Raw genomic sequence first — 22,990 nt, 5'->3', positions numbered from 1 at the left:
GGGAGGATTTCCGGCTGGAGAGGTGCGACGCTTATAACGGCAGGGCTTCGATAATCACAAAGGCCTGCGCCCATGGATGATCGTCGGTGAGCGTCAGGTGAACGACCGGCCGATGCCCGGCGGGAACCAGCGATTCCAGCCGGGCGAGCGCCCCGCCGGTCAGGTGCAGCGTCGGCGCGCCGCTGGGGCCGTTGACGACGCCGATGTCCTTCATGAACACGCCGCGGTTGAAGCCGGTGCCGACCGCTTTCGAAAAAGCCTCCTTGGCGGCGAAGCGCTTGGCGAGCGTGCCCGCCCTGGTGAAGGGGCGGCGGTTGGCCTTGGCCCGCTCCACATCGGTGAACACGCGATTCTCGAACCGCTCGCCGAAGCGGTCGAGCGAATTCTGAATCCGCTCGATATTGCAGAGGTCGGAGCCGAGGCCGACGATCAACGGGCCAGATCCATCTGCCGGCGCATTTCGCGGATGCTGCTCTCCAGCCCGCCGAAGATCGCTTCCCCGATCAGGAAATGGCCGATGTTGAGTTCGGCGACCTGGGGGATCGCCGCGACCGGCCCGACATTGTCGAAGGTCAGGCCATGGCCGGCATGGGGTTCGATGCCGTTCTTCGCCGCCAGCGCCGCCGCATCGGCCAGCCTGCGCAGTTCCTCCGCCCGTTCGGAACCCTCCAGATGCGCGTAGCGGCCGGTGTGCAGTTCGACCACCGGCGCGCCCAGGCGCATGGCCGCCTCGATCTGCGCGGCATCGGGCTCGATGAAGAGGCTGACGCGCACGCCGGCCTTGCCCAGCGCATCGACGATCGGGCCGAGAGCGTCGATCTGCCCGGCTGCGTCCAGCCCGCCTTCGGTGGTGCGCTCCTCCCGCTTTTCCGGCACGATGCAGGCGGCATGCGGCCGATGCCGGAGCGCGATGCCCAGCATTTCCTGCGTCGCCGCCATTTCCAGGTTCAGCGGCACGGTGAGCGCCGCCATCAGCGTGGCGATGTCCTCGTCGCGAATATGCCGCCGGTCCTCGCGCAGATGGGCGGTGATGCCGTCGGCGCCCGCCTTTGCCGCCAGCAGCGCGGCCTTGACGGGATCGGGATGCGTTCCCCCGCGCGCGTTGCGGATGGTCGCCACATGATCGATGTTGACGCCCAGGCGCAGATGAGCGGGGGTTCGGGACATGGGCTACTGCTTCCGGCTGCCGGGCTTGATCGCCGGGATCGCCGCCAGTTCGGGCGGGACCTGATCGGCGTCGTAGACCGGGAAGTTGATGCTGACGAGCGGATAGAAGGGCACGCCCAGCTCCACCTCTCCGGCGGAACGGTCGACCAGCGCGGCTTCCGCTATGACGATGCCGCCCTCCGCCTCGACCGCCTCTATCGCCTGGCGGGAGGAGAGGCCGGTGGTGACGACGTCCTCCACCATCAGCACCTTCTGCCCCGGCGCGATGGCGAAGCCGCGGCGCAGTTCGAACGTGCCTTCGGGGCGTTCCAGGAATACGGCATCCTTGTCGAGCGCGCGGCCGATTTCATGGCCGATGATGAGGCCGCCCATGGCAGGGGAGACCACCAGGTCGATTTCCTGCCGCAGTTCGCGCGGCAGCTTCTGCACCGTGGCGCGCGCCAGCCGCCCCGCGCGTTCCGCGTTCATCAGCACGCGCGCGCACTGCAGGTAATTGGCGCTGCGGCGGCCCGAGGACAGAATGAAATGCCCCTCCAGCAACGCGCCCGCAGCCCTGAATTCCGCTAATACTTCCTCGTCGGTCATCCGTGTCTTCGATCCATGGCTTACCCTTCATGGGTCGCCCCATGATCGCGCCCCTGTGCGCGGAGAGCGAGATAGGCTCACCAACTAGGCGTTGCAACAGCGAAGAAAATCTGGTTGTGGAAGCTTGAGGCGTAAAAAAAGATGCTTATAAGCCGCGGCAGACCGATACGGGCGGGGGGGACGTGTATGCGTGTGTCTTCGTTGCAGCGGCGCCAAGGGGTTACGGGGTAAGAAGACGCTTATGAACAAGGTGAAATCGCTCGTTCTCGCCGGGTTGTTGGCCTTTGCGCCCACGCTCGCCATGAACGGTCCGGCACTGGCCCAGGACAATGCCGCCGTCGCGGCTCCAGCCGCCGGGAACGAAGCCGCGGCCGCTGATTCGGCCGGCAATGCAGCGGCGCCCGCCGCGGATGCCGCGCCCGCGGCGAAGGTGGCCGCGCCGCCCCGGATGAAGCCCACTCCGGGCATCGGCATGCCGATGCCGGGCGAAATCACCCTCCAGAAGCAGTTCTCGCCCACCGGGCACACGGCGCGCTGGCTGCATGACGCGATGCTGGTGCCGATCATCACCATCATCTCGATCTTCGTTCTGGTCCTGATGCTCTATGTGATGGTCCGGTTCCGCCGCAGCGCCAATCCGACGCCGTCCAAGACATCGCACAATACGGTGATCGAGGTGATCTGGACCGTGGTGCCGGTCGTGATCCTGCTGGCCATCGCCGTGCCGTCGATCGGCCTGCTGGCGGACCAGTACAAGCCCGCCCCCAAGGATGCGCTGACCGTCAAGGTCACCGGCTATCAATGGTATTGGGGCTATGAATATCCCGACAACGGCATTCCGGAATTCGTTTCGAACATGCTGCCCAAGGACAAGGCGGAGGCGAATGGCGAGCCCTATCTGCTGGCGCCCGACAATCGTCTGGTCCTGCCGGTCGGCCGCCCGATCAAGCTGATCATCACCGGCGCCGACGTGATCCACAGCTTCGCGGTCCCCTCGCTCTGGGTGAAGATGGACGCGGTGCCGGGCCGCCTGAATGAGAAGAGCTTCACCATCGAGAAGCCGGGCGTCTATTACGGCCAGTGTTCCGAGCTTTGCGGCGCGCGCCACGGCTTCATGCCGATCGCGATCGAGGCGCTGGAGCCCGCGCAGTTCGACCAGTGGCTGCTGTCGCAGGGCGGCACGCTGAAGGCCGCCGCACCCGCGGCCGAAGCCGCCGCGCCCGCCGCCGCTCCTGCCGCCAAGCTTTGATGTAAGGGCATAGACGCCATGACCACCATTACCGCAGATCATCACGGCGATCATGCTCATGAGCATCATGACGCCGACCACAAGCCGGCCTTCTTCCAGCGTTGGTTCATGTCGACCAACCATAAGGACATCGGCACGCTCTACCTGATCTTCGCGATCATCGCCGGCATCATCGGCGGCGCGATTTCCGGCCTGATGCGCGCCGAACTGGCGCAGCCGGGCATCCAGTATCTCCAGACCTGGGCGCAGTTCAGCGACGGTCCCGAAGCGACGCTGGACCAGGCCTATCACCTGTGGAACGTGCTGATCACCGCCCATGGCCTCATCATGGTCTTCTTCATGGTGATGCCAGCGATGATCGGCGGCTTCGGCAACTGGTTCGTGCCGATCATGATCGGCGCGCCGGACATGGCGTTCCCGCGGATGAACAATATCAGCTTCTGGCTGCTCATCCCCGCCTTCGTCCTGCTCCTCGGCTCGACCTTCGTGCCCGGCGGCACCGGAAACGGCGCGGGCACCGGCTGGACAGTCTATGCGCCGCTCTCCACCAGCGGCTCGGCGGGGCCGGCGGTCGACATGGCGATCCTGTCGCTGCACATCGCGGGCGCCAGCTCGATCCTGGGCGCGATCAACTTCATCACGACCATCCTCAACATGCGCGCGCCGGGCATGACCCTGCACAAGATGCCGCTGTTCGTCTGGTCGGTGCTGGTCACCGCCTTCCTGCTGCTGCTCGCGCTTCCCGTGCTTGCCGCCGCGATCACCATGTTGCTGACCGACCGTAATTTCGGCACCACCTTCTACGATGCCGCCGGCGGCGGCGATCCGGAACTGTACCAGCATCTCTTCTGGTTCTTCGGCCACCCCGAAGTGTACATCATGATCCTGCCGGGCTTCGGCATCATCAGCCAGATCGTCTCGACCTTCAGCCGCAAGCCGGTCTTCGGCTATCTCGGCATGGCCTACGCCATGGTCGCGATCGGCGTCGTCGGTTTCGTCGTCTGGGCGCACCACATGTTCACCACCGGCATGTCGGTCAACGTGAAGATGTACTTCACCGCCGCCACCATGGTGATCGCGGTGCCGACCGGCATCAAGATCTTCTCCTGGATCGCGACGATCTGGGGCGGGTCGATCAGCTACAAGACCCCGATGGTCTGGGCCCTGGGCTTCATCTTCCTGTTCACCGTGGGTGGCGTCACCGGCGTGGTGCTGGCCAATGGCGGCGTGGACGACGTGCTGCACGATACCTATTATGTGGTCGCGCATTTCCACTATGTGCTGTCGCTGGGCGCGGTGTTCGGGCTGTTCGCCGGCTTCTACTACTGGTTCCCGAAGATGTCGGGCCGGATGTACAACGAGTTCCTCGGCCATCTGCACTTCTGGGTGTTCTTCGTCGGCGTGAACATGCTGTTCTTCCCGATGCACTTCCTCGGCCTGTCGGGCATGCCGCGCCGCTATCCCGACTATCCGGAAGCCTTCGCCTATTGGAACAAGGTCGCCAGCCACGGCTATGAGATCATGGCGGCCGGCATGCTGATCTTCTTCGTCAACCTTGTCTGGTCGCTGGTCGCCGGCAAGAAGGCGGAGGGCAATCCGTGGGGCGAAGGCGCCACGACGCTGGAATGGACCCTGTCCAGCCCGCCGCCCTTCCACCAGTTCGAGACGCTGCCGGTCATCGACTGACCGCAGGCAAGGGCGTTCCGGTTTGCCGGAACGCCCGGATTGGCGTAAAGGCCGCCAATTCCGGAATCAGGGCGATCCCGGCGCGGCCGTCGCGCCGGGTTGCCGCATGAGGAGATTATGGCAAGCACGCCGATCATGACCGAAGGTTCGGCTCCTGTGATTCCCGCGCACTGGCGGGACTTCGTCGCGCTGACCAAGCCCAGGGTGATGACGCTGGTCGTCTTTACCGGGCTGTGCGGTCTGCTCGCGGCGCCGGGGCATATCCACCCGGTTCTGGCCTTCACGGCGATTCTCTGCATCGCGCTGGGCGCGGGCGCCGCGGCGACGCTCAACCAGTGGTATGAAGCCGACATCGACGCGAAGATGAAGCGCACGGCCAACCGGCCGCTGCCGGCCGGGCGGATGGACCGCCAGTCCGCGCTGCATTTCGGTGTCGGGCTCTCCTTCTTCTCGGTCCTGCTGATGGGCGTCGCGACCAACTGGCTGGCGGCGGCGGTGCTGACCGTGTCGATCCTCTTCTACGTCTTCGTCTACACCATCTGGCTCAAGCCCAGGACGGCGCAGAACATCGTCATCGGCGGCGCGGCGGGCGCCTTCCCCCCCGTCATCGGCTGGGCGGCGGTGACGGGCGACATCGGCGCCCTGCCGGTTGCGCTATTCATGCTGATCTTCTTCTGGACGCCGCCCCATTTCTGGGCGCTGGCCCTGTTCGTGAAGACGGATTATGCCGCCGCCGGCATTCCCATGCTGCCGGTCGTTTCCGGCGAGGTGGCGACGCGGCGCCAGATCTGGTTCTACACCGCGATCATGGCCGTCGCCGCCATGGCGCCGGTCCTGCTGCGCCTTACCGGGCCCATCTATGGCACCACGGCCCTGCTCGGCACGGCGCTGTTCGTGGCCCTGGCCTTTCAGGTGTTCCGCCGGCGCGAGAGCGATCCCGCGCGCATGACCCCGGAAAAGCGCCTGTTCAAATATTCGGTCCTCTACCTCTTCCTCCTCTTCGGCGCGGTGGTCGTGGACCGCTGGGTGGCCGCATGACCCCCGAGGAAGACCGGCAGGTCCGCGCGCGGCAGAAATCCCGCGCCATCGTGACGGGCGTGCTGCTGGGCGCGCTGGTCATCCTTTTCTACGCGATCACCATCGCCAAGATCGGCGGCGGCCAGTGATGGCGAGCCTGCCGCCATCGCCTTTCGACCGGGACCGCCGCAACCGGCGGACCATGATCGGCATGGCGGGCGTCGGTCTCGCCATGCTGGGCCTGGGTTTCGCTTCCGTGCCGCTCTACCGCATGTTCTGCGAGCAGACCGGCTTCGGCGGCACCACGCAGCGGGCGACCGCCGATGTGCAGGTCAGGGAAGCGGTGGGCCACCGCATGTCGATCCGCTTCGATTCCAATGTGGCGCCGGGCATGCCGTGGCAGTTCCATCCCGAACGCCGCACCCAGACCGTGACGGTCGGCGCGCGCAACATGGCGATCTTCGTGGCGAAGAACATGTCGGACAAGCCGGTGACGGGGACCGCGAGCTTCAACGTCACGCCGCTTCAGGCGGGCGCCTATTTCACCAAGATCCAGTGCTTCTGCTTCACCCAGCAAACGCTGCAGCCGGGGGAGCAGGTGCGCATGCCGGTGATCTACTATGTCGACCCGAAGATATTGACGGACGCCGACAATAAGGACACGCAGGAAATCACGCTCAGCTACACCTTCTATCCTGTTGAGCAGGACAAGAAGCCAAGCTAAGGCACAATCATAACGCGAACGGGGATGAGAAACGTCATGGCAGGCGCCAAGAACCACGATTATCATATTCTTCCGCCCAGCATCTGGCCCTTTTTCGGCTCCATGTCGGCGCTGGTCATGGCTTTCGGCGCGATCATGTGGATGCATCCCGATGCGCTGCCCGCCGGCGGCGGCTGGGTGTTCCTGATCGGCGTCGCGGGCGTGCTGTTCACCATGTACAGCTGGTGGGCCAATGTCATCGCGGAGGCGCATGCGGGCGATCATACGCCGGTGGTGCAGCTTCACCTGCGCTACGGCATGATCCTGTTCATTGCGTCGGAAGTCATGTTCTTCGTGGGCTGGTTCTGGTCCTTCTTCGACTTCTCGCTCTTCCCCAGCCAGTTGGCGCCGATCGAGGGCCTGTTCCCGTCGAAGGGCATCGAGGTGATGAACGCCTTCGAACTGCCGCTGCTCAACACGCTGATCCTGCTCTGCTCGGGCACGACCGTCACCTGGGCGCACCATGCGCTGATCCACGGCGACCGCGAGGGGCTGAAGAAGGGGCTGACGCTGACGGTCATCCTGGGCGTTCTCTTCTCCTCCATCCAGGCCTATGAATATGCCCATGCGCCGTTCCCCTTCGGCGGCAGCCCCTATAGCTCCGCCTTCTACATGGCGACGGGCTTCCACGGCTTCCACGTGCTGATCGGCACCATCTTCCTGCTGGTGAACCTGATCCGCGCGCACAGGGGCGACTTCACCCCGCGCCAGCATTTCGGTTTCGAGGCGGCTGCCTGGTACTGGCATTTCGTCGACGTGGTGTGGCTGTTCCTCTTCGTCGCCATCTATGTCTGGGGCGGCTGGGGCGCGCCGGTCCACGGCGGTTGATCCTTCCGCCGATGGATTTGCGAAAGACGGCCGGACCTGTTCCGGCCGTTTTCTTTTTCGGCGGCGGGCATTATGCCTGACCCCATGTCCTCGCTAGATCCTCAATCCCCCATGCCGCAGCCGCTGTTGATCGCTTCGGCCATGGGCGCCTGTCCGCGATGCGGCGCGTCGACGCTGTTCGCGGGGCCCGTTCGCTTTGCCGCTTCGTGCCGGTCCTGTGGGCTGGAATATGGCCAGTTCAATGTCGGGGACGGCCCTGCCGCCTTCCTGACGCTGATCATCGGCGCGCTGATGGTGGCGATGGCGCTGATGCTGGAATTGAAGGTCCACCCGCCACTCTGGCTGCACATCCTGCTCTGGACGCCGCTGACCGTCCTGGCCGTGATCGGCAGCCTGCGGGTGGCGAAGGGCGCTCTGCTCATCCTGGAATATCGCAACAAGGCGCGCGAGGGACGGTTGACCGCCGGGGACCGCGAGGCATGAGCCGCCGCCTGCCTCTTGTCCCGACGCTGATCGTCGCGGCGGCGGTGCTGGTGATGATCGGCCTCGGCGTCTGGCAGCTTCAACGCCGGGCGGAGAAGGAGGCGACGCTGAGCCTGGTCGCGGCGAATCCGGCCAAGCCTGCCATCGCCTTTCCCGCCCATCCGCCCGTGCCGCCCGAACTTCTGTTCCGGCGCTCCTCCACCCACTGCCTTCGCGTCGTTCGTTGGCGCAGCGAAGCCGGGCGGGCCGCCGATGGATCGGTCGGCTACCGCTATATTGCCGAATGCGCGACGGGCATCGAGGGGCCGGGTGTGCTGGTGGCGGCGGGCGTCGCCAGGACGCCGGACGCCAAGCCCCAATGGCAGGGCGGTCAGATGCGCGGCTGGATCGGGGAGGAACCCGATCACCGCTCGCTCCTGTCGCGGATCGGCGGCCGGGCCATGCCCTTGCGGCCCATGCTGATCGCCGGAGAACCGGTGCCGGGTCTCAAGCCGCTGGCGCCGCCCACCGCCGCCGACGTGCCCAACAACCATCTGGCCTATGCCGTGCAATGGTTCTTCTTCGCCGGCATCGCGGCAGTCATCTACCTCCTCGCGTTGCGCAGACGGACGCCGCGACCTTAATGCTTGCCCGAAGGCGCGTCCGGCGTTACCGCGCTACCCCATCATGCACTATGTGAGCACCAGAGGGAGCGCGCCTGCGCTCGGGTTCGAGGATGTGACGCTGGCCGGGCTGGCGTCCGATGGCGGTCTCTATGTGCCGGAAAGCTGGCCCAGCTTCTCCGCAGACCAGATTCGCGCGCTTTCGGGCCTTTCCTATGTCGAAACGGCGGTACGGGTCATGGCGCCTTTCGTCGCCGGATCGCTGGGCGAAGAGGAATTGCGGGAGCTGTGCACCGCCGCCTATGGCCGGTTCAGCCATGACGCGGTGACGCCGCTGGTGCAGCTCAACCACCGGCATTGGCTGCTGGAGCTGTTCCACGGGCCGACGCTGGCGTTCAAGGATGTGGCGCTGCAACTGCTGGGCCAGTTGTTCGAGCGCTTCCTGTCGCGTCGGGACGATCATCTGACCATCGTCGGCGCGACGTCCGGCGACACCGGATCGGCGGCGATCGATGCGGTCGCCGGACGTGAGAAGATCGACATCTTCATGCTGCATCCGGACGGCCGCGTGTCGGACGTGCAGCGGCGGCAGATGACCACGGTGCTGGCGCCCAATGTCCACAATATCGCCATCGACGGCAGCTTCGACGACGCGCAGGCGCTGGTGAAGGCGATGTTCAACGACGCCGGCTTCGCGCGCCGTTTCAACCTGTCGGCGGTGAACAGCATCAACTGGGCCCGGCTGATGGCGCAGGTCGTCTATTATTTCTACGCCGCGGTCCGTCTGGGCGCGCCCGAACGCGCCATCGCCTTCTCCGTCCCCACCGGCAATTTCGGTGATGTGTTCGCGGGCTATGTCGCGGCGAAGATGGGCTTGCCGGTCGCGAAACTGATGGTCGCGACCAACGTCAACGACATCCTCCACCGCGCGCTGTCGGAGGGTGACTATAGCCAGGGGCAGGTGGTGGCGACCGCCACCCCCAGCATGGACATTCAGGTCAGTTCGAACTTCGAGCGGCTGCTGTTCGACGCGGGCGGGCGCGACGGCAGGGCGCTGGCGGAGCAGATGAAGGGATTCGAGGCGAGCAAGGCGATGCGCCTCACCAATGCGCAGCGGGACGGCGCATCGGCGCTGTTCGCGTCGGCGCGGGTCGATGCCGACGCCATGACCATGGCGATGCGCTGGGCCTATGACGCGGCGGGGCAGGTGATCGATCCGCACAGCGCGGTCGGCCTGGCGGCGGCGCGGGCGATCGACCTCGACCCGGCGGTGCCGGTGGTCACGCTGGCGACGGCGCATGCGGCCAAGTTCCCCACGGCGGTCGAGCGGGCCACGGGAATCCGCCCCTCGCTGCCTTCGCGCGTGGGCGACCTGTTCGCGCGGGAAGAGGCCTATGCCAAGCTGCCCGGCACCTTCGACGCGGTCACGGCCTATGTCGCGGAGCGGGCGACGCCGAGGGGCTGAGGTGAACCTCCAGACCCTTATAGGCGAGTCCTGGTCCGATTATGGCCTGATCGATTCGGGTCATGGACGGAAGCTGGAGCGCTATGGCCGTCACCGCTTCATCCGGCCGGAGCCGCAGGCGATGTGGGCGCCGGCGCAGGACGATTGGCAAGCCGACGGCGAATTCGTCCCGGGTTCCGACGAGGAGGGCGGCGGGCGCTGGTTCTACGAGCGCCCCGTGCCGGCCGAAGGCTGGCCCCTGCGCTGGAACGAGGTGACGTTCCAGGCGAGTTGCACGCCCTTTCGCCATCTGGGCTTCTTTCCCGACATGGCGCCGGTCTGGGACTGGATGCGCGGCAAGGTCGCGGACAAGGTCAGCGCCGGGGATCAGGCGCAGGTGATGAACCTGTTCGGCTATACCGGCGTCGGCACGCTGGCCATGGCGGCGGCGGGCGCGCAGATGGTGCATGTCGATGCCTCCAAGAAGTCGGTGGCGCAGGCGCGGGCCAACGCCGCGCTGTCGGCGCTGGAGGACCGGCCGGTACGCTGGATCGTCGACGATGCGGCGAAGTTCGTCGCGCGCGAGGTGCGGCGCGGGCGGCGCTATGACGGCATATTGCTCGATCCCCCCAAATATGGTCGTGGGCCCGATGGTGAGGTCTGGCGGCTGGAGGAGGATCTGCCGGGGCTGATCGCCCATTGCCGGCAATTGCTGGATGCGGACAGCCGCTTTCTGTTCCTGACCGTCTATGCCGTCCGCATGTCGGCGCTGGCCATAGGGGAATTGCTGCGCCAGGCCTTTGCCGATCTGCCGGGCACCGTGGAAGCGGGCGAACTGGCGGTGCGCGAAGAGGCGCGCGGATTGATGCTGCCCACCGCGATCTGGGCCCGGTGGAGCCGCTGAGTCCATTCCGTCATTGGGCGACGGGCGGCTGAAGTTTGTTCCGTCTGCGCGGTTCAGACGTGCCGACCGGGCTCCTGCCCGCTCCCGATTAACGCGGTGCGCTTTAGAAACTGGCCTTCAGCCCGTCGATCACGAACTGAGCGGCCAGTGCCGCCAGCAGGACGCCCAGCAGCCGCGTGATCACCGCTTCGATCTTGGCGCCGAGCAGCGCCATGATCGGCCCCGCCGCCAGCAGCGACCCCAGCATCAGCACCAGCGTCACGACCACCGCGCCGATCACCACCAGCCGCTCGCTCAGCCCTTCCGCCCGCGACATCAGCAGCATGACCGTGGCGATCGAACCCGGCCCGGCGATCATCGGCATCGCCATGGGGAAGACCGAAACATCCTCGACCTCGGGCGTCTCCGCGATCTTCTGGGCCCGGTCCTCTCGCCGCTGGGTGCGCTTTTCGAACACCATGTCCATGGCGATGATGAACAGCATGATCCCGCCCGCGATGCGGAAACTGTCCAGCTCTATTCCCAGGACGCCCAGCAACTGCTTGCCCCAGAGCGCGAACAGCAGCAGGATGCCTGCGGCGATGGCCACGGCGCGGATCGCCATGCCGCGCCGCTGGATCTGCGTCGCGCCGGTGGTGAGGCTGGCATAGATCGGCGCGCAGCCCGGCGGGTCGATCACCACGAACAGGGTGACGAAGGCGGAGATGAACAGTTCCGTCATTGCGCCGCGGCCACCCTGTCGTCGATCACCGTTTCATAGCCGGCGCCGTTCCACATGCGCACGGTCACGCGGCGGCTGCCGTCCGGGGCGGCTTCTGCGTTCCAGCTCAGGCTTTCGTCGCGGGGAACCGGCTGTATCTCGCCCGTTTTGCGATCCGGAGGGGGAACGGCCGACCGGGGGCCGTCGCCGGCGCGGCCGCGCTTGCAGGTCGCGACCTTGCCGATGAGGAATTCGGGCGCTTCACGGGCGCTGGCGAGCGTGTCGCCATGGTCCATGATCCATTTCCATTCGCCCTTCCTGTCCCGTTGCCAGATGGTGGTGAAATAGCCGACCGATCCGTCCGGCCGCTTCCAGCCGCCGGTGCTGGCCGCCAGATTGCCGTCGCAGGACACATAGATGGCCGACGGCGTCCAGCTTACCGGGGCAGGCGGATCGGCGCGGCCCTTCAGCCATTGCTTCGCCAGCACCCGCTGCGGCACGAACATCACCGCCTCGTCCGCCGCCGTTGCGCGGAAGGCGGTCCATTGCCCCTTCTGCTGCGCCAGCCGGTTGAAGGCGAGTTCGGCGGCGAATACGGAACTGGGATCGGGTTGATAACGCATGGGCGGGCGCGCGCCCACCAGCGCCGGAAATGTCAGGGCAAGAAGCGCGGCGCGCGCCTTCACAGCCCCTCCGGCTTGGGCAGTCCGGCCCGCGCATGCGCCGCCACCAGCGTATTGCGCAGCAGGACGGCGATGGTCATCGGCCCGACGCCGCCCGGCACCGGGGTGATGGCGCGGACATGCGCCAGCGCCTCGGCCGTGGCGACGTCGCCGACGATCCGGCTCTTGCCGTCATCCGTATCGGTGATGCGGTTGATGCCGACGTCGATCACGGTCGCGCCGGGCCTGATCCACTCGCCCTTCACCATTTCCGCCCGGCCCACGGCGGCGACGACGATGTCGGCGCGATGCACCACCGAGGCGATGTCCCGCGTGCGGCTGTGCGCGATGGTGACCGTGCAATTTTCCGCCAGCAGCAATTGCGCCATCGGCTTGCCCACGATGTTGGAGCGGCCGACGACCACCGCCTCCAGGCCGGAAAGGTCGCCCAGCTCATCCTTCAGCAGCATGATGCAGCCCAGCGGCGTGCAGGGCACCAGCGCCTCCTGCCCGGTGGCGAGCAGGCCCGAATTGACGACATGGAACCCATCCACATCCTTGGCGGGATCGATCGTGCCGATCACCGATGCTTCGTTGATGTGCGACGGCAGCGGCAACTGGACGAGGATGCCGTCCACCCGGTCGTCGGCATTCAGTTCCTCGACCAGGTCCAGCAATTCCTCCTCGCCTATGGAAGCGGGCAGCTTGAACTCCATGCTTTCCATGCCCACGGCGACGGTCATCTTGCCCTTGTTGCGGACATAGACGGAACTGGCCGGGTCCTCGCCCACGAGCACCACGGCCAGACCCGGCTTGCGTCCCGTCTTCGCTATGAAAGCGCCGACCCCGTCCGCGACCTTGCCGCGAAGCGTCTCCGCAAAGGCCTTGCCGTCGATGATCTTGCCGATGGTCATGATGCTTCACCCTGTTCTTCGATAATGGTGGAGAGCCGGCCATAGGCCAACGCTTCACCGCCCCCCTTGATCCGCAGCCGCTTTAGCCGGTTGGTGTCGCCCGATTCCAGCGAAATCGCGCTGCGGGGCCAATCCAGCCGCTTCGCCAGCAGCGCGATCAGCGCCGCATTGGCCTTGCCCTTTTCCGGCACGGCGCGGACGCGGGCGCTCAGCCACGCCGCGCCCCTGTCGTCCGTCCAGACGCCGCCGACCTCCTCCCGCGTCGCGCCCGGCGTCAGGCGGACGGAGAGGAGGAGATCGTCGCCGTCCCGGCTCCAGACCGTCACACCAGCCCGAACAGCGGCGGCAATATGGCCTGGCGGATGATGAGAATGCCCAGCAGCACGACCATGGGCGACAGGTCGAGCGCGCCCAGGTCCGGCAGCACCCGGCGGATGGGATTGTAGATGGGCGCCGTCATCCGATCCAGCGCGACCATCACGGTGCGCACGAAATCATTGGAGAGATTGACGACATTGAAGGCGATCAGCCAGCTCATGATGGCCTGGATGATGATGATCCACCACAGCACATCGAGCAGGATGACGATGATCTGATAGAGGGCGTAGGCCATGCGATCTCCGAATTGATGGGCATTCGCTCTAGAGCGATTTCAAGCCGGATGGAACATCAGACGGCCCGGAAATCGCGGAAAGCAAAGCTGATGGAGCCGAGGGGATGCCCACATCGCCAGCGCGGTGGGGGATTATTCCACCAGATGCAAGGCCCGTTCGGCCAGCGGCATGGATTTCGCCGGCCCCGCCGCTATACCCCGCCCCATGGAATTTCGCGATGCCACGCCCGAGGACGCTCCGCTGATCGCCGCCTGCCATGTGGCAAGCTGGCGCAGCGCCTATGCGCATTTCATGGACCCGGCCTATCTGGCGGGCGGGATCGAGGCGGAGCGGTTGGCGCATTGGAGGCGGCGGCTGGCCGAAGCAGCGCCCACACAGCGGATCATCGTCGCGGAAGAGGAGGGGCGGCCGGTCGGCTTCGCCTGCCTGTTCGGCGCGGATCATCCGCGCTGGGGCACGCTGGTCGACAATCTCCATGCCCTGCCGGACGCCAGGGGCAAGGGGTTGGGCAGCGCCTTGTTGGCCGAGGCGGCCCGATGGTCGCTGGAGCATTTCCCCGGAAACGGCCTGTACCTCTGGTGCTATGCCGACAATCATGCGGCGCGGGGATTTTATGGGCATCGCGGCGGGCTGGTGGTTGAAAATACGGCCAAAGCCGGTCCCGATGGGCGCACCTTGCCGGAGCAGCGCTATCATTGGGCCGATCCGGCGCTGCTTCTCAAAGGACGTTGAAGAGGCAGACCGACGTGCTCCTGCGCGGGCGGGAGCACATGGCCTTACCGTCCGATCACCGGTGCACCAACGTGCCCGCACCGCGATCGGTGAAGATTTCCAGCAGCATCGCATGCGGCACCCGGCCGTCGAGGATGACGGCGGCGTCCACCCCGCCTTCCACCGCACGGACGCAGGTTTCCAGCTTCGGGATCATGCCGCCGCTGATGGTGCCGTCCTCCTCCAGTCCCTGGATCGCCGCCGGGTCGAGATCGGTCAGCAACTGGCCCTGCTTGTCCAGCACGCCCGCCACGTCGGTGAGGAGGAAGAAGCGCGACGCCTGCAATTCCGCCGCTATGGCGCCTGCCATGGTGTCGGCATTGACATTGTAGGTGTGCCCGTCCGCGCCGATGCCCACCGGCGCGACCACCGGAATGATCCCGTTCTGCGTCAGCGTGTCGAGGATGCTGCGGTCGACCCGCACCGGATCGCCGACAAAACCCAGGTCGACATTGCGTTCTATGCCGGAATTGGGGTCCGCCTCCCGCTTGCCCAGCACCTTTTCGCAGAGGACCAGGCCGCCATCCTTGCCCGAAATGCCGACCGCGCGGCCGCCAGCGCCGGAGATCCAGCCCACGATCTCCTTGTTGATCGATCCGGCCAGCACCATTTCCGCGATCTGCGCGGTTTCCTTGTCAGTGACGCGCAGGCCGCCGACGAACTGCGATTCGACGCCCAGCTTCTTCAGCATCGCGCCGATCTGCGGTCCGCCGCCATGGACGACGACGACATTGATGCCGACCGCCTTCATCAGCACGACATCCTCCGCGAAATCGCGCGCCGCCTCCGGATCGCCCATGGCATGGCCGCCATATTTCACGACGAAGGTCTTGCCCGCATATCGCTGCATATAGGGCAATGCTTCGACGAGGGTTTCGGCCTTGGCGAGGAGCGCCGGATCGGGGGCGTGCTTGCTGTTCATGCGCGGGCGCATAGGGCACTATGCGCCCAGCCGCAAGCTAGCGATCCAGCCGCCGCCCCAGCGCGACCAGCGCATAGATGACGGGCGGCACCAGCAGCGCCGACAGCGTGATCTTCGCCAGCATCTGGCCCAGCAGCAGCTCTCCGATCGGGAACACGCCGTAAAAGGCGATGGAGACGAAGAGCAGGGTATCCGCGATCTGCGACAATATGCTTGCGACCGCGGCGCGCAGCCAGAGCAGGCGGCTGCCCTCCCGCCCCTTGAGCGCGGCGAAGAGGGTGACGTTCAGCGTCTGCGAAATGCCATAGGCGATGATCCCGCCCAGCCAGATGCGCGGCGTGCCGCCCATCATCAGCGCGAAGGCGTCGCGCCTTGCCGGGTCCATGTCGCTGGCGGCGGGCACGGACAGCACGACGATGGACAGCAATATGGAGGCGATCAGCGGCAGGAAGCCCACCTGCACCAGCCGGTTGGCGACGGCGCGGCCATGCAGTTCCGCCACGGCGCTGGAAATCGTCACCAGCAGCAGGAAGGCGAATATGCCTGCCTCCACCGCCAGCGGACCAAGGCCGAACCAGGGACCGATGGCGGACAGCGGCCCCAGCGTCACCTGTTTGTTGCCGAGCACGCCCGCAATGCAGACCATGCCGCCGTAGAAGATCGAAAAGACGAAAAGCGAACGCGCAATGGGCGCGGGATGTGAAGCCATTGCCGGCACTTACCGGGGTTTCGGCGGAGTGGGAAGTGCCTAGAAGGCGGGGCAGCTTCCGTTCGCCCGTTCAGCTCTCCAAAGCGCCCTTGGCGGCGCGCAGCCCCGCCTTGCCGTTCCGCGCGAGTGTGCGTTTCAACGCTTCCGGGCTTGGCGCGACGAGGAAGCCGAAGCTGACGCAGCCCTGTTTCGTCTCCACCGCATGGTGCAGGCGATGGGCCTGGACGATCCGCTTCATATAGGCGGAGCGCGGGACGTGGCGATGGCCGATGCGGCGATGGACGATGATGTCGTGGAAGCCGAGATAGATGGCGCCATAGGCCGCGATGCCGGCGCCCATCGCCGTCGCCCAGTCGCCCCACTGCCACTGCACGCCGCCCAGCAGCAGCAGGATGGAGGGCATGGCGAAGATCACGAAATAGAGGTCGTTCGCTTCCCAGCGGCCGGTGCGTTCCCGATGGTGACTGGCATGCAGGAACCAGCCCGGCCCGTGCATCACCCAGCGGTGCATGACATAGGCGAAGCCCTCCATCGCGGCGACTGTCGCGAGGAAGATGAGGATGAGCGAAAGGGCGGTCATCGGCGCTTTATAGGGGCGGGACGGGGCGCATGCGACCCTGCTGGCCAAAGAAAAAGGCCGCGACCCTGAGGATCGCGGCCTTTTCCGGTGATCGTTCGGCCGATCAGAAGGAAGCGGTGATCGAACCGACCACGCCGGCCTTGCTGATATTGTGGCCGGCGGGCGAATAGAGCGACTTGTTGGTGTCGACATAGGAAACGCCCAGGGTCAGGTGATTCCAGGTGTAGGTCGCGCCGATGTTCCAGTCGGTATATTCCTTGCCGATGGTCAGGTAGCTGGGGCCGAAGCTGTGGCCCAGATGCGCCGACAGGCCCAGCGGGGTGTTGGGAATGCTCGTCGACAGATCCCCTGCGACGTAGAGATTGTCTTCCTTGCCGTTGCCGACCGTCAGCGCCTTCGCCTTGGGCGCATAGTTGACGGTCAGCTTCGCCGTGGCGGGACCGAAGGTGCCCTTGACCGAGGCATAGGGCTCGACGAAGTCGGTATTCGCTTCGGCATTGCCGGGATAGTAATAATAGAGGACGCCGACGTCGATGGTGGCTGCGCCAATGGTCGTCGAATAGCCGCCGATCAGGTCGAGTTCCTGATCGGAGCCATTGGCGACATAATCGTCGATCGAGGAACCCCAGGCCGAAACGTAGAAGCCAGAGCTGTGGGTGATGGTGAGGCCACCCTGAAGCGCGATCTTCTTGTTGGTCTGCGAAATGCCGCGGAAGCGATAGTCGGTGACGAGCGCGGCGTTGCCGGTCACGGTGAGATCCGGAGTGGGCTCGTCCTGAGCGAAGGCCGGTGCCGACAGGGCGACAAGGGCAAGGGCCGAGAGGCCGAGTATGGACTTACGCATATGATTTCCCCTTGATGGTATCTGCGATCGTCCCACCTGCGTCATGGTCCCGGATCTCTATCGCCCTGCACGGGATGGACCGGGTTGCCTCAACGAAGGAGGGGATGCCTTTCCCCGCTGCGGCGCACAAGATTTTATTGCTGGTCGATGAAGTTTGCTGCTGTAATGTTGCTGGTCTGCAACAAAATCAGGCATGATTATGGCACCGGGCGCGGCCGCGCACGGTTTTCGCCGCAATTCGGGACGGGCCGGCTAGGGGAAAAGGGGCGCTGAATCCGGCGCCGCGTGAATGATGCGCTGCGGATAGGGGATGGTGATGCCATGTTCGCGGAACAGCAGCCAGAGCCGGCCGAGCACATCGGACTTCACATTGCCGACGCCGCTTTCCGGGTCGCTGATCCACACCAATATGTCATGTTCGACCCGGTTCTCGCCAAAGGCGGTGAGCCAGACATTGGGCTTGGGATTGCGGAGCACGCGGGGGCTTTCCTGCGCGGCGCGCAGCATCAGTTCCTGCGCCAGCTTCAGGTCGCTGTCATAACCGATGCCGACGGGGATGCGGACGCGGACGTTGCGGTCGGAATAGGACCAGTTCTCCACCTCCTGCGTCATCAGGTTTTCGTTCGGGATCAGATGTTCCTTGCCGTCGCGGGTGATGACGCTGACGGCGCGCACGCCGATCTTGTTCACCCAGCCGAAGCTGTCGCCCACGACGATGACGTCGCCGGGCTTGATCGATCGGTCCATCAGCAGGATGATCCCGGCGATCAGATTGCCGAATGTCTTCTGCAGGCCGAAACCCACGGCCAGCCCCAGCGCGCCGGAGAAGACGGTGAAGGCGGTGAGGTCTATGCCCAGCAGGTCGACGCCGATGAAGAAGGCGGCGACGACCACGACGATGGCGGCCAGCTTCTGCGCCAGCAGCTTCTGCGTGGCGTCCAGCCCATGGGCGCGGCTGATGCTGCGTCCGACGATGCGGTTGGCCAGGCGGACCAGGGCGAACAGCGCGACGCAGATCGCGGCCATGCTGACCAGCCCGAGCAGGGAGACGCGCCGCCTGCCGAGGTCGAGGCCCACGCCGTCCAGCATGTCCGCCACCGGGGCGAAGCCGCCGCTGCTGCCGGAAAGGACCATCACGAACAGCAGCAGGGCGATCGGCAGCACGGCAAGGCGCGCTATGGCGAGGCTGCGCAATATGTGGACGGCCAACAGCGAGAGGGACAGGGCCAGCGCGGCGCTCAGGATCAGATGGGCGAAGTCCCCGATCGGCCAGAAGGCGAGGGCCAGGGCCATGACGAGGGCGGCGATGGCGTGGCGCAGGATCGGGCGCAGATGCCCCGCCAGCGCCTCCCCCAGGGCGCGGAAGCGGTGGCGCAGGCGCGGCGAGGCGAACCGGGCGACGGCGCTGGCGACCAGATGGATGGCGACGGCCAGCGCCAGCGCGACCAGGGGATGGACGATGGCGGGATCGCCCGGCAACAGGGACAGGAGATCGGGCAAGCCCGGCGTCATCCGCGCATGGCCCGGAAGCGGGCAAGGCCCGCGTCGAGATCGGCTATCAGGTCGTCGCTGTCCTCCAGCCCGATCTGGAGCCGGACGAGCGGCCCCTCCGCCTGCCAGGCGGTGGCGGTGCGGTAGCGCGCGGGATCGACGGGCAGGGCGAGGCTTTCGAAGCCGCCCCAGCTATAGCCGATGCCGAAATGGGCGAGACCGTCGATCAGGGCGGCGCGGGCCTTTTCATCGCCGCCCTTGAGGACGAAGCTGAACAGGCCGCTGGAGCCGGTGAAATCGCGCTGCCACAGCGCATGGCCGGGGCAGGAGGGCAGGGCGGGGTGGAGGACGCGGGCGACATCGGGCTGCTGCGACAGCCATTGCGCGATGCGCAGGGCGCTCGCCTGGTGCTGGTTGAGGCGGACGCCCAGGGTGCGCAGGCCCCGCGCCGCGAGCCAGGCGTCGTCGGGGCTGGTCATCTGGCCGAACAGATAGGCGGTCTGGCGGATTTTCGGGAAGAAGGCCGGGGTGGCCGTCACCGATCCGATCATCACATCGCTGTGGCCGACGATATATTTGGTGCAGGCGAGGATGCTGATGTCGACGCCATGGCTGAGCGCCGGGAAGAACCAGGGCGTGGCCCAGGTGTTGTCGATCAGGGTCGCCACGCCCCTTTCCCGGGCCATGGCGGTGATGGCGGGCACGTCCTGCACCTCGAAGGTCAGGCTGCCGGGGCTTTCCAGGAAGATGGCGCGGGTGGCGTCGGTGATGAGGTCCGCGATCCCGGCGCCCACGGCCGGGTCGTAATAGACCGTCTCTATGCCGAGCGGACGCAGCATCTGCTCGCAGAAATTGCGGGTCGGGTCATAGGCGCTGTCGACCATCAGGAGCTGGTCGCCGGGTTTCAGCACCGCCATCAGCGCGCAGGCGATGGCCGCCACGCCCGATGGGTAGAGCATGGTGCCTTCGGCGCCCGGCTCCATTTCGGTGAGGGCGTCCGACAGGCTCCATGCCGTCGGCGTGCCCTTGCGCCCGTAGAACAGGCGTTCATGCGTGCTGCGCCCCGCCGCGCTGCGCAGATGCGCGACATCGTCGTAGAGAATGGTGGAGGCGCGCCAGACCGGCGGGTTGACGATGCCGCCGGGCTGGCCCGGCATGCCCGTCCATTCGGGCTTGCGGCCTGCCTGTGCGATCTGGGTCAGGGGCTTGCGGTCGCGCCGCTTGTCAGCATCCTGGCTCATGCGGCGGGGCCGGTCGCTTTCGGCGTGGCCGGGTCCAGCCCCCATTCGGACCAGCTCCCGTCATAGAGGGTGACGTCGGTCTTGCCGAGCAGTTCGAGGCCCGCGAGCAGGATCGCCGCCGTCACGCCGCTGCCGCAGCTCGTGATGATCGGACGGTCGAAATCGGTCCCGGCGTCGAGGAACAGGCGGCGAAGGTCCTCGCCCTGCTTCATGCTGTTGTCGGCATGATAGAAGGCGGAGGAGGGAATGTTGCGGCTGCCCGGAATATGGCCCGACGCCATGCCGGGGCGGGGCTCCTTCTCCTCCCCCGTGAAGCGTGCCGCGCCGCGTGCGTCGAGCACCTGTTCGGCCTGGCTTTCGAGGTTGGCGAGAAGATCCTCCTTGGTGCGGACCTGCCCGACGGCGCGTTTCGCAACGGCATTGCCGGGCGGTGGCGTCGGCATGCCGCTTTCCGTCGGCCGTCCCTCCGCCAGCCATTTGGGCAGGCCGCCGTCGAGGATCGCCGCGCCCTTGCCCACGCCATAGAGGCGCATCATCCACCAGCCGCGCGCCGCGCTGTGGGTGGGGCTGTTGTCATAGACGACGATCCGGCTGTCCGCGTCGATGCCCAGCCGGCGGCAGCGCTCCGTCATGAAATCGTCGGTCGGCAGCATGCCGGGGCGCGGATCTTCCGCGTCGGCCAGGCTTGGCAGGTCGAGGAACACGGCGCCGGGGATATGGACGGCCTCGAACTCGGCCCCGGGATCGCGGGGCACGCCGGGAAGGAACAGGCTGGCGTCGACGATCCGGAGGTCGGGCTTGCCCAATTCTCCCTCAAGCCAGTCGGTCGATACCAATATGTCCATGCGTGCCCTTGCTCCCTCGCTCGTTCGGCCACCTGCATGGGTGGCGCAGAGCCATTCTAGGAGCGGCGGGCGGAGGTGGGAAGGGCCGATTGGCCTTAGCTGGAGAGGTTGAGCGCGGTCGCGCGGCTGCCGGGGGTGCGGTATTGGCGCGGGCCAAGGTCAAGGCGGAAGGGGGAAAGGCGCTCGACCGGGGGCGATTGTTCTTCCCCGACGATGAAGACGCTGCCGCTGCGTCCCGTGCCTTCGCGGTCGCCTGTCCAGCTATAACGGGCGTCGAAGGCGATCAGCGGGATCAGCAGGGCCCGCTGGCCCATGGGAATGGCGGCTATCGCCTGTGCGTCCAGGCGCATTTCCCCGCTGAGCTTCTGCGTCTCGCCGGGCGCGATGGATACCACCGAATGGACGGGGAGGCCGGTTTCGCCCGCGAAGAATGGCTGGAACAGCGCCTGTTGCTGCGCATCGGCATTGGCGATCAGGCTGCGGACGAGGATGTCCTCCGCCGTGCGGCTGCCGCGATTGTGGAGCGTCAGCCGGTAGGCGATGGTCGCGCCCAGCAATGTCAGGCGGGCGGCCTGCACGTCCATGGCGAGATCGATCCATGGGCGGTCGGCATCGTCCGGCGCGGGCTTGGGTTCGGGCGGGGCAGGCATTGCCCTGGCTTGCGGCGGGGGTGCAGCCGGCACGGGCGGCGGCGCGGCTTCGGCTTCGTAGGGCGGTTCCTCCGCCGCGCCCTGCCTGCGGCGGCGCAGCCGGAAGAGGGCTCCGATCAGCAGGACGGCGGCGACCGCTGCGGCGGCGTCACCGTGGTGGGCGCGCCACGAAACACGTCCAGTTCCGGCCCCTGTGCATTGGGATTGGTCTGGGTCTGCGGCTGGGTGCGAGGCAGGTTGAAGACCGGATCGGCGCTATTTTCCTGCTGGGCGAAGGCAGGCGTGGCCAGCAGCAGCGGCGCGGCGAACAGAAGCGAGAAGCGGAACCCCATGGGTGGCAGCCAAGGCATCCGCCCAAGTGAACCCGCCATGAACGAAAGGCAAGAGAGGCGCGGCGATGACATCTGCCGTGCAATGGCGTAGATGGCCTGCCATGACTGACATGCCGACTCCACTTCATCTGGGCCAGGCCAGTGCCCTGCCTGCGCGTCCCGAAGACGCCGTGCTCGACTATGTGCCCAATCCCCGGCCGGGAAAGCCCTATCTGGTGCGCTTCACCGCGCCGGAATTCACCTCGCTCTGCCCAGTGACGGGGCAGCCGGACTTCGCCCATCTGGTGATCGACTATGCGCCCGCCGCGACCATCGTCGAATCGAAGTCGCTGAAGCTGTTCCTGGGCTCCTTCCGCAACCATGCCGCCTTCCATGAGGATTGCACGGTCGGGATCGGGGAGAGGCTGTTCGCGGAGATGAACCCGATCTGGCTGCGCATCGGCGGATACTGGTATCCGCGCGGGGGCATTCCCATCGATGTGTTCTGGCAATCGGGCGAGCCGCCAGCGGGGCTATGGCTGCCGTCGCAGGATGTGCCGGGCTATCGCGGGCGGGGTTGAGCCTTTGTCGTCATGCCAGCGAAAGCTGGCATCTCAGGAGGCAATGCGTGACCGCGAGGCGAAGCTGGACCTATATCATGACAAACAAGCCCCGTGGCGTGTTGTATGTAGGGATTACCACCAACCTTGCCGTTCGCGTCGATCAGCACCGTCGCGGCATGGGTTCTGATTTCTGTCGCAAATATAATCTGCATCGGCTGGTGCTGGCCGAGGAGCATGGCCGGGTCGATGACGCCATCGCCCGGGAGAAGGCGCTGAAGGCCTGGAAGCGGGATTGGAAGCTTCAGTTGATCGAGCAGAGCAATCCTGAGTGGCGGGATTTGTCCGACTTCATCGCGTAGCGGCCTGAGATCCCAGCTTTCGCTGGGATGACGAAGCTCTTTGTTTGACAAACGAACAACAACATTCGACCAACGACATCATCGGT

Annotated in this window: 30 protein-coding genes; 13 read left to right on the top strand and 17 right to left on the bottom strand. The window is 66.2% G+C overall.

Annotated features, from left to right (window positions below; all coding sequences use genetic code 11):
* Positions 1-31: 31 nt before the first annotated feature.
* The 3 genes from acpS to pyrE are packed head-to-tail and all read right to left on the bottom strand — an operon-like array spanning position 32 to position 1,752.
* Positions 32-433 (bottom strand): holo-ACP synthase, encoded by a 402-nt coding sequence (gene acpS, locus A0J57_RS10840; RefSeq protein WP_044661404.1) that lies wholly within the window; start codon positions 431-433, stop codon positions 32-34.
* The gene (locus A0J57_RS10835; protein WP_044661405.1) at positions 430-1,167 is read right to left on the bottom strand and encodes a pyridoxine 5'-phosphate synthase; all 738 of its coding nucleotides are present in this window, start codon (positions 1,165-1,167) and stop codon (positions 430-432) included. The genes acpS and A0J57_RS10835 overlap by 4 nt, the downstream gene beginning before the upstream one ends.
* 3 nt (positions 1,168-1,170) lie before the next feature.
* Entirely contained in the window at positions 1,171-1,752 is a 582-nt protein-coding gene (pyrE, locus tag A0J57_RS10830) for an orotate phosphoribosyltransferase (protein WP_025551902.1), read from the bottom strand.
* A gap of 241 nt (positions 1,753-1,993) precedes the next feature.
* Between pyrE and coxB the strand changes: the two genes are divergently transcribed.
* The 10 genes from coxB to A0J57_RS10785 all read left to right on the top strand — a co-directional run bounded on the left by coxB (position 1,994) and on the right by A0J57_RS10785 (position 10,728).
* On the top strand, positions 1,994-3,001 hold the full coding sequence (gene coxB / locus A0J57_RS10825; protein ID WP_061939384.1) for a cytochrome c oxidase subunit II: 1,008 nt from the start codon (positions 1,994-1,996) through the stop codon (positions 2,999-3,001).
* 18 nt (positions 3,002-3,019) lie between these two features.
* Complete coding sequence (gene ctaD, locus A0J57_RS10820) at positions 3,020-4,687, top strand: cytochrome c oxidase subunit I (protein ID WP_044661407.1); 1,668 nt, start codon at positions 3,020-3,022, stop codon at positions 4,685-4,687.
* Positions 4,688-4,804: 117 nt separating this feature from the next.
* On the top strand, positions 4,805-5,725 hold the full coding sequence (locus A0J57_RS10815) for a heme o synthase (RefSeq protein WP_044661408.1): 921 nt from the start codon (positions 4,805-4,807) through the stop codon (positions 5,723-5,725).
* Complete coding sequence (locus tag A0J57_RS27155; protein WP_255308763.1) at positions 5,722-5,853, top strand: hypothetical protein; 132 nt, start codon at positions 5,722-5,724, stop codon at positions 5,851-5,853. Before A0J57_RS10815 ends, A0J57_RS27155 begins: the two co-directional genes overlap by 4 nt.
* The gene (locus A0J57_RS10810; RefSeq protein ID WP_061939382.1) at positions 5,853-6,428 is read left to right on the top strand and encodes a cytochrome c oxidase assembly protein; all 576 of its coding nucleotides are present in this window, start codon (positions 5,853-5,855) and stop codon (positions 6,426-6,428) included. The genes A0J57_RS27155 and A0J57_RS10810 overlap by 1 nt, the downstream gene beginning before the upstream one ends.
* 36 nt (positions 6,429-6,464) lie before the next feature.
* A complete protein-coding gene (locus A0J57_RS10805) occupies positions 6,465-7,295 on the top strand; it encodes a cytochrome c oxidase subunit 3 (protein ID WP_025549339.1) in 831 nt (276 codons plus the stop codon).
* A gap of 72 nt (positions 7,296-7,367) precedes the next feature.
* Positions 7,368-7,778, top strand: coding sequence for a DUF983 domain-containing protein (locus A0J57_RS10800; RefSeq protein ID WP_061939379.1), 411 nt, complete (start codon positions 7,368-7,370; stop codon positions 7,776-7,778).
* Positions 7,775-8,401: an SURF1 family protein gene (locus tag A0J57_RS10795; RefSeq protein ID WP_025549341.1), complete on the top strand. Its 627-nt coding sequence runs from the start codon at positions 7,775-7,777 to the stop codon at positions 8,399-8,401. Before A0J57_RS10800 ends, A0J57_RS10795 begins: the two co-directional genes overlap by 4 nt.
* Positions 8,402-8,444: 43 nt before the next feature.
* Entirely contained in the window at positions 8,445-9,845 is a 1,401-nt protein-coding gene (thrC, locus tag A0J57_RS10790) for a threonine synthase (RefSeq protein WP_044661411.1), read from the top strand.
* Between the two features lies 1 nt (position 9,846).
* Positions 9,847-10,728, top strand: a complete 882-nt coding sequence (locus tag A0J57_RS10785) for a class I SAM-dependent methyltransferase (protein WP_061939378.1) — start codon at positions 9,847-9,849, stop codon at positions 10,726-10,728.
* 103 nt (positions 10,729-10,831) lie between these two features.
* Here the strand turns inward: A0J57_RS10785 and A0J57_RS10780 are convergent, their stop codons facing one another.
* The 5 genes from A0J57_RS10780 to A0J57_RS10760 are packed head-to-tail and all read right to left on the bottom strand — an operon-like array spanning position 10,832 to position 13,617.
* Entirely contained in the window at positions 10,832-11,449 is a 618-nt protein-coding gene (locus A0J57_RS10780) for a MarC family protein (protein WP_025549344.1), read from the bottom strand.
* On the bottom strand, positions 11,446-12,114 hold the full coding sequence (locus A0J57_RS10775; protein WP_061939376.1) for a hypothetical protein: 669 nt from the start codon (positions 12,112-12,114) through the stop codon (positions 11,446-11,448). The genes A0J57_RS10780 and A0J57_RS10775 overlap by 4 nt, the downstream gene beginning before the upstream one ends.
* Positions 12,111-13,004, bottom strand: coding sequence for a bifunctional methylenetetrahydrofolate dehydrogenase/methenyltetrahydrofolate cyclohydrolase FolD (gene folD, locus A0J57_RS10770; protein ID WP_025549346.1), 894 nt, complete (start codon positions 13,002-13,004; stop codon positions 12,111-12,113). The genes A0J57_RS10775 and folD overlap by 4 nt, the downstream gene beginning before the upstream one ends.
* Positions 13,001-13,330 carry a DUF167 family protein gene (locus tag A0J57_RS10765; RefSeq protein ID WP_025549347.1) on the bottom strand — a complete coding sequence of 110 codons (330 nt, stop codon included), beginning with the start codon at positions 13,328-13,330 and terminating at the stop codon, positions 13,001-13,003. Before A0J57_RS10765 ends, folD begins: the two co-directional genes overlap by 4 nt.
* A complete protein-coding gene (locus A0J57_RS10760) occupies positions 13,327-13,617 on the bottom strand; it encodes a YggT family protein (RefSeq protein WP_007688568.1) in 291 nt (96 codons plus the stop codon). The genes A0J57_RS10765 and A0J57_RS10760 overlap by 4 nt, the downstream gene beginning before the upstream one ends.
* A gap of 169 nt (positions 13,618-13,786) precedes the next feature.
* Here A0J57_RS10760 and A0J57_RS10755 point away from each other — a divergent pair, with 169 nt between their 5' ends.
* Complete coding sequence (locus tag A0J57_RS10755; RefSeq protein ID WP_235600839.1) at positions 13,787-14,350, top strand: GNAT family N-acetyltransferase; 564 nt, start codon at positions 13,787-13,789, stop codon at positions 14,348-14,350.
* 55 nt (positions 14,351-14,405) lie between these two features.
* On the opposite strand, the gene argB is transcribed toward A0J57_RS10755, so the two are convergent.
* From argB to A0J57_RS26870, 9 genes are all read right to left on the bottom strand, one after another.
* Positions 14,406-15,323, bottom strand: a complete 918-nt coding sequence (gene argB, locus A0J57_RS10750; protein ID WP_025549349.1) for an acetylglutamate kinase — start codon at positions 15,321-15,323, stop codon at positions 14,406-14,408.
* 25 nt (positions 15,324-15,348) lie between these two features.
* The gene (locus tag A0J57_RS10745) at positions 15,349-16,020 is read right to left on the bottom strand and encodes a queuosine precursor transporter (protein ID WP_044661417.1); all 672 of its coding nucleotides are present in this window, start codon (positions 16,018-16,020) and stop codon (positions 15,349-15,351) included.
* Between the two features lie 70 nt (positions 16,021-16,090).
* Positions 16,091-16,600, bottom strand: coding sequence for a sterol desaturase family protein (locus A0J57_RS10740; RefSeq protein ID WP_061939372.1), 510 nt, complete (start codon positions 16,598-16,600; stop codon positions 16,091-16,093).
* Between the two features lie 103 nt (positions 16,601-16,703).
* Entirely contained in the window at positions 16,704-17,444 is a 741-nt protein-coding gene (locus tag A0J57_RS10735) for a TorF family putative porin (RefSeq protein WP_061939370.1), read from the bottom strand.
* A 252-nt stretch (positions 17,445-17,696) separates the two neighbouring features.
* Entirely contained in the window at positions 17,697-18,956 is a 1,260-nt protein-coding gene (locus A0J57_RS10730) for a mechanosensitive ion channel family protein (protein WP_061939367.1), read from the bottom strand.
* Complete coding sequence (gene metC, locus A0J57_RS10725; protein WP_061939402.1) at positions 18,953-20,176, bottom strand: cystathionine beta-lyase; 1,224 nt, start codon at positions 20,174-20,176, stop codon at positions 18,953-18,955. Before metC ends, A0J57_RS10730 begins: the two co-directional genes overlap by 4 nt.
* Positions 20,173-21,021, bottom strand: a complete 849-nt coding sequence (sseA, locus tag A0J57_RS10720) for a 3-mercaptopyruvate sulfurtransferase (RefSeq protein ID WP_061939365.1) — start codon at positions 21,019-21,021, stop codon at positions 20,173-20,175. Before sseA ends, metC begins: the two co-directional genes overlap by 4 nt.
* A gap of 95 nt (positions 21,022-21,116) precedes the next feature.
* Complete coding sequence (locus A0J57_RS26875) at positions 21,117-21,671, bottom strand: hypothetical protein (protein WP_235600838.1); 555 nt, start codon at positions 21,669-21,671, stop codon at positions 21,117-21,119.
* Between the two features lie 116 nt (positions 21,672-21,787).
* Entirely contained in the window at positions 21,788-22,003 is a 216-nt protein-coding gene (locus tag A0J57_RS26870) for a hypothetical protein (RefSeq protein ID WP_235600837.1), read from the bottom strand.
* 101 nt (positions 22,004-22,104) lie between these two features.
* On the opposite strand from A0J57_RS26870, the gene queF reads away from it, so the two are divergent.
* Together queF and A0J57_RS10705 are read left to right on the top strand one after the other, a co-directional pair.
* Positions 22,105-22,563 (top strand): preQ(1) synthase, encoded by a 459-nt coding sequence (gene queF, locus A0J57_RS10710; RefSeq protein WP_025549356.1) that lies wholly within the window; start codon positions 22,105-22,107, stop codon positions 22,561-22,563.
* A 77-nt stretch (positions 22,564-22,640) separates the two neighbouring features.
* Positions 22,641-22,904, top strand: a complete 264-nt coding sequence (locus A0J57_RS10705; RefSeq protein ID WP_037482640.1) for a GIY-YIG nuclease family protein — start codon at positions 22,641-22,643, stop codon at positions 22,902-22,904.
* Positions 22,905-22,990: the final 86 nt, after the last annotated feature.

Source organism: Sphingobium sp. 22B (genome assembly GCF_001580035.1).
GTDB lineage: Bacteria > Pseudomonadota > Alphaproteobacteria > Sphingomonadales > Sphingomonadaceae > Sphingobium > Sphingobium fuliginis.
The sequence above is the reverse complement of the archived record's forward strand: the minus strand, read 5'-3'. Positions and strand labels throughout refer to the sequence as shown.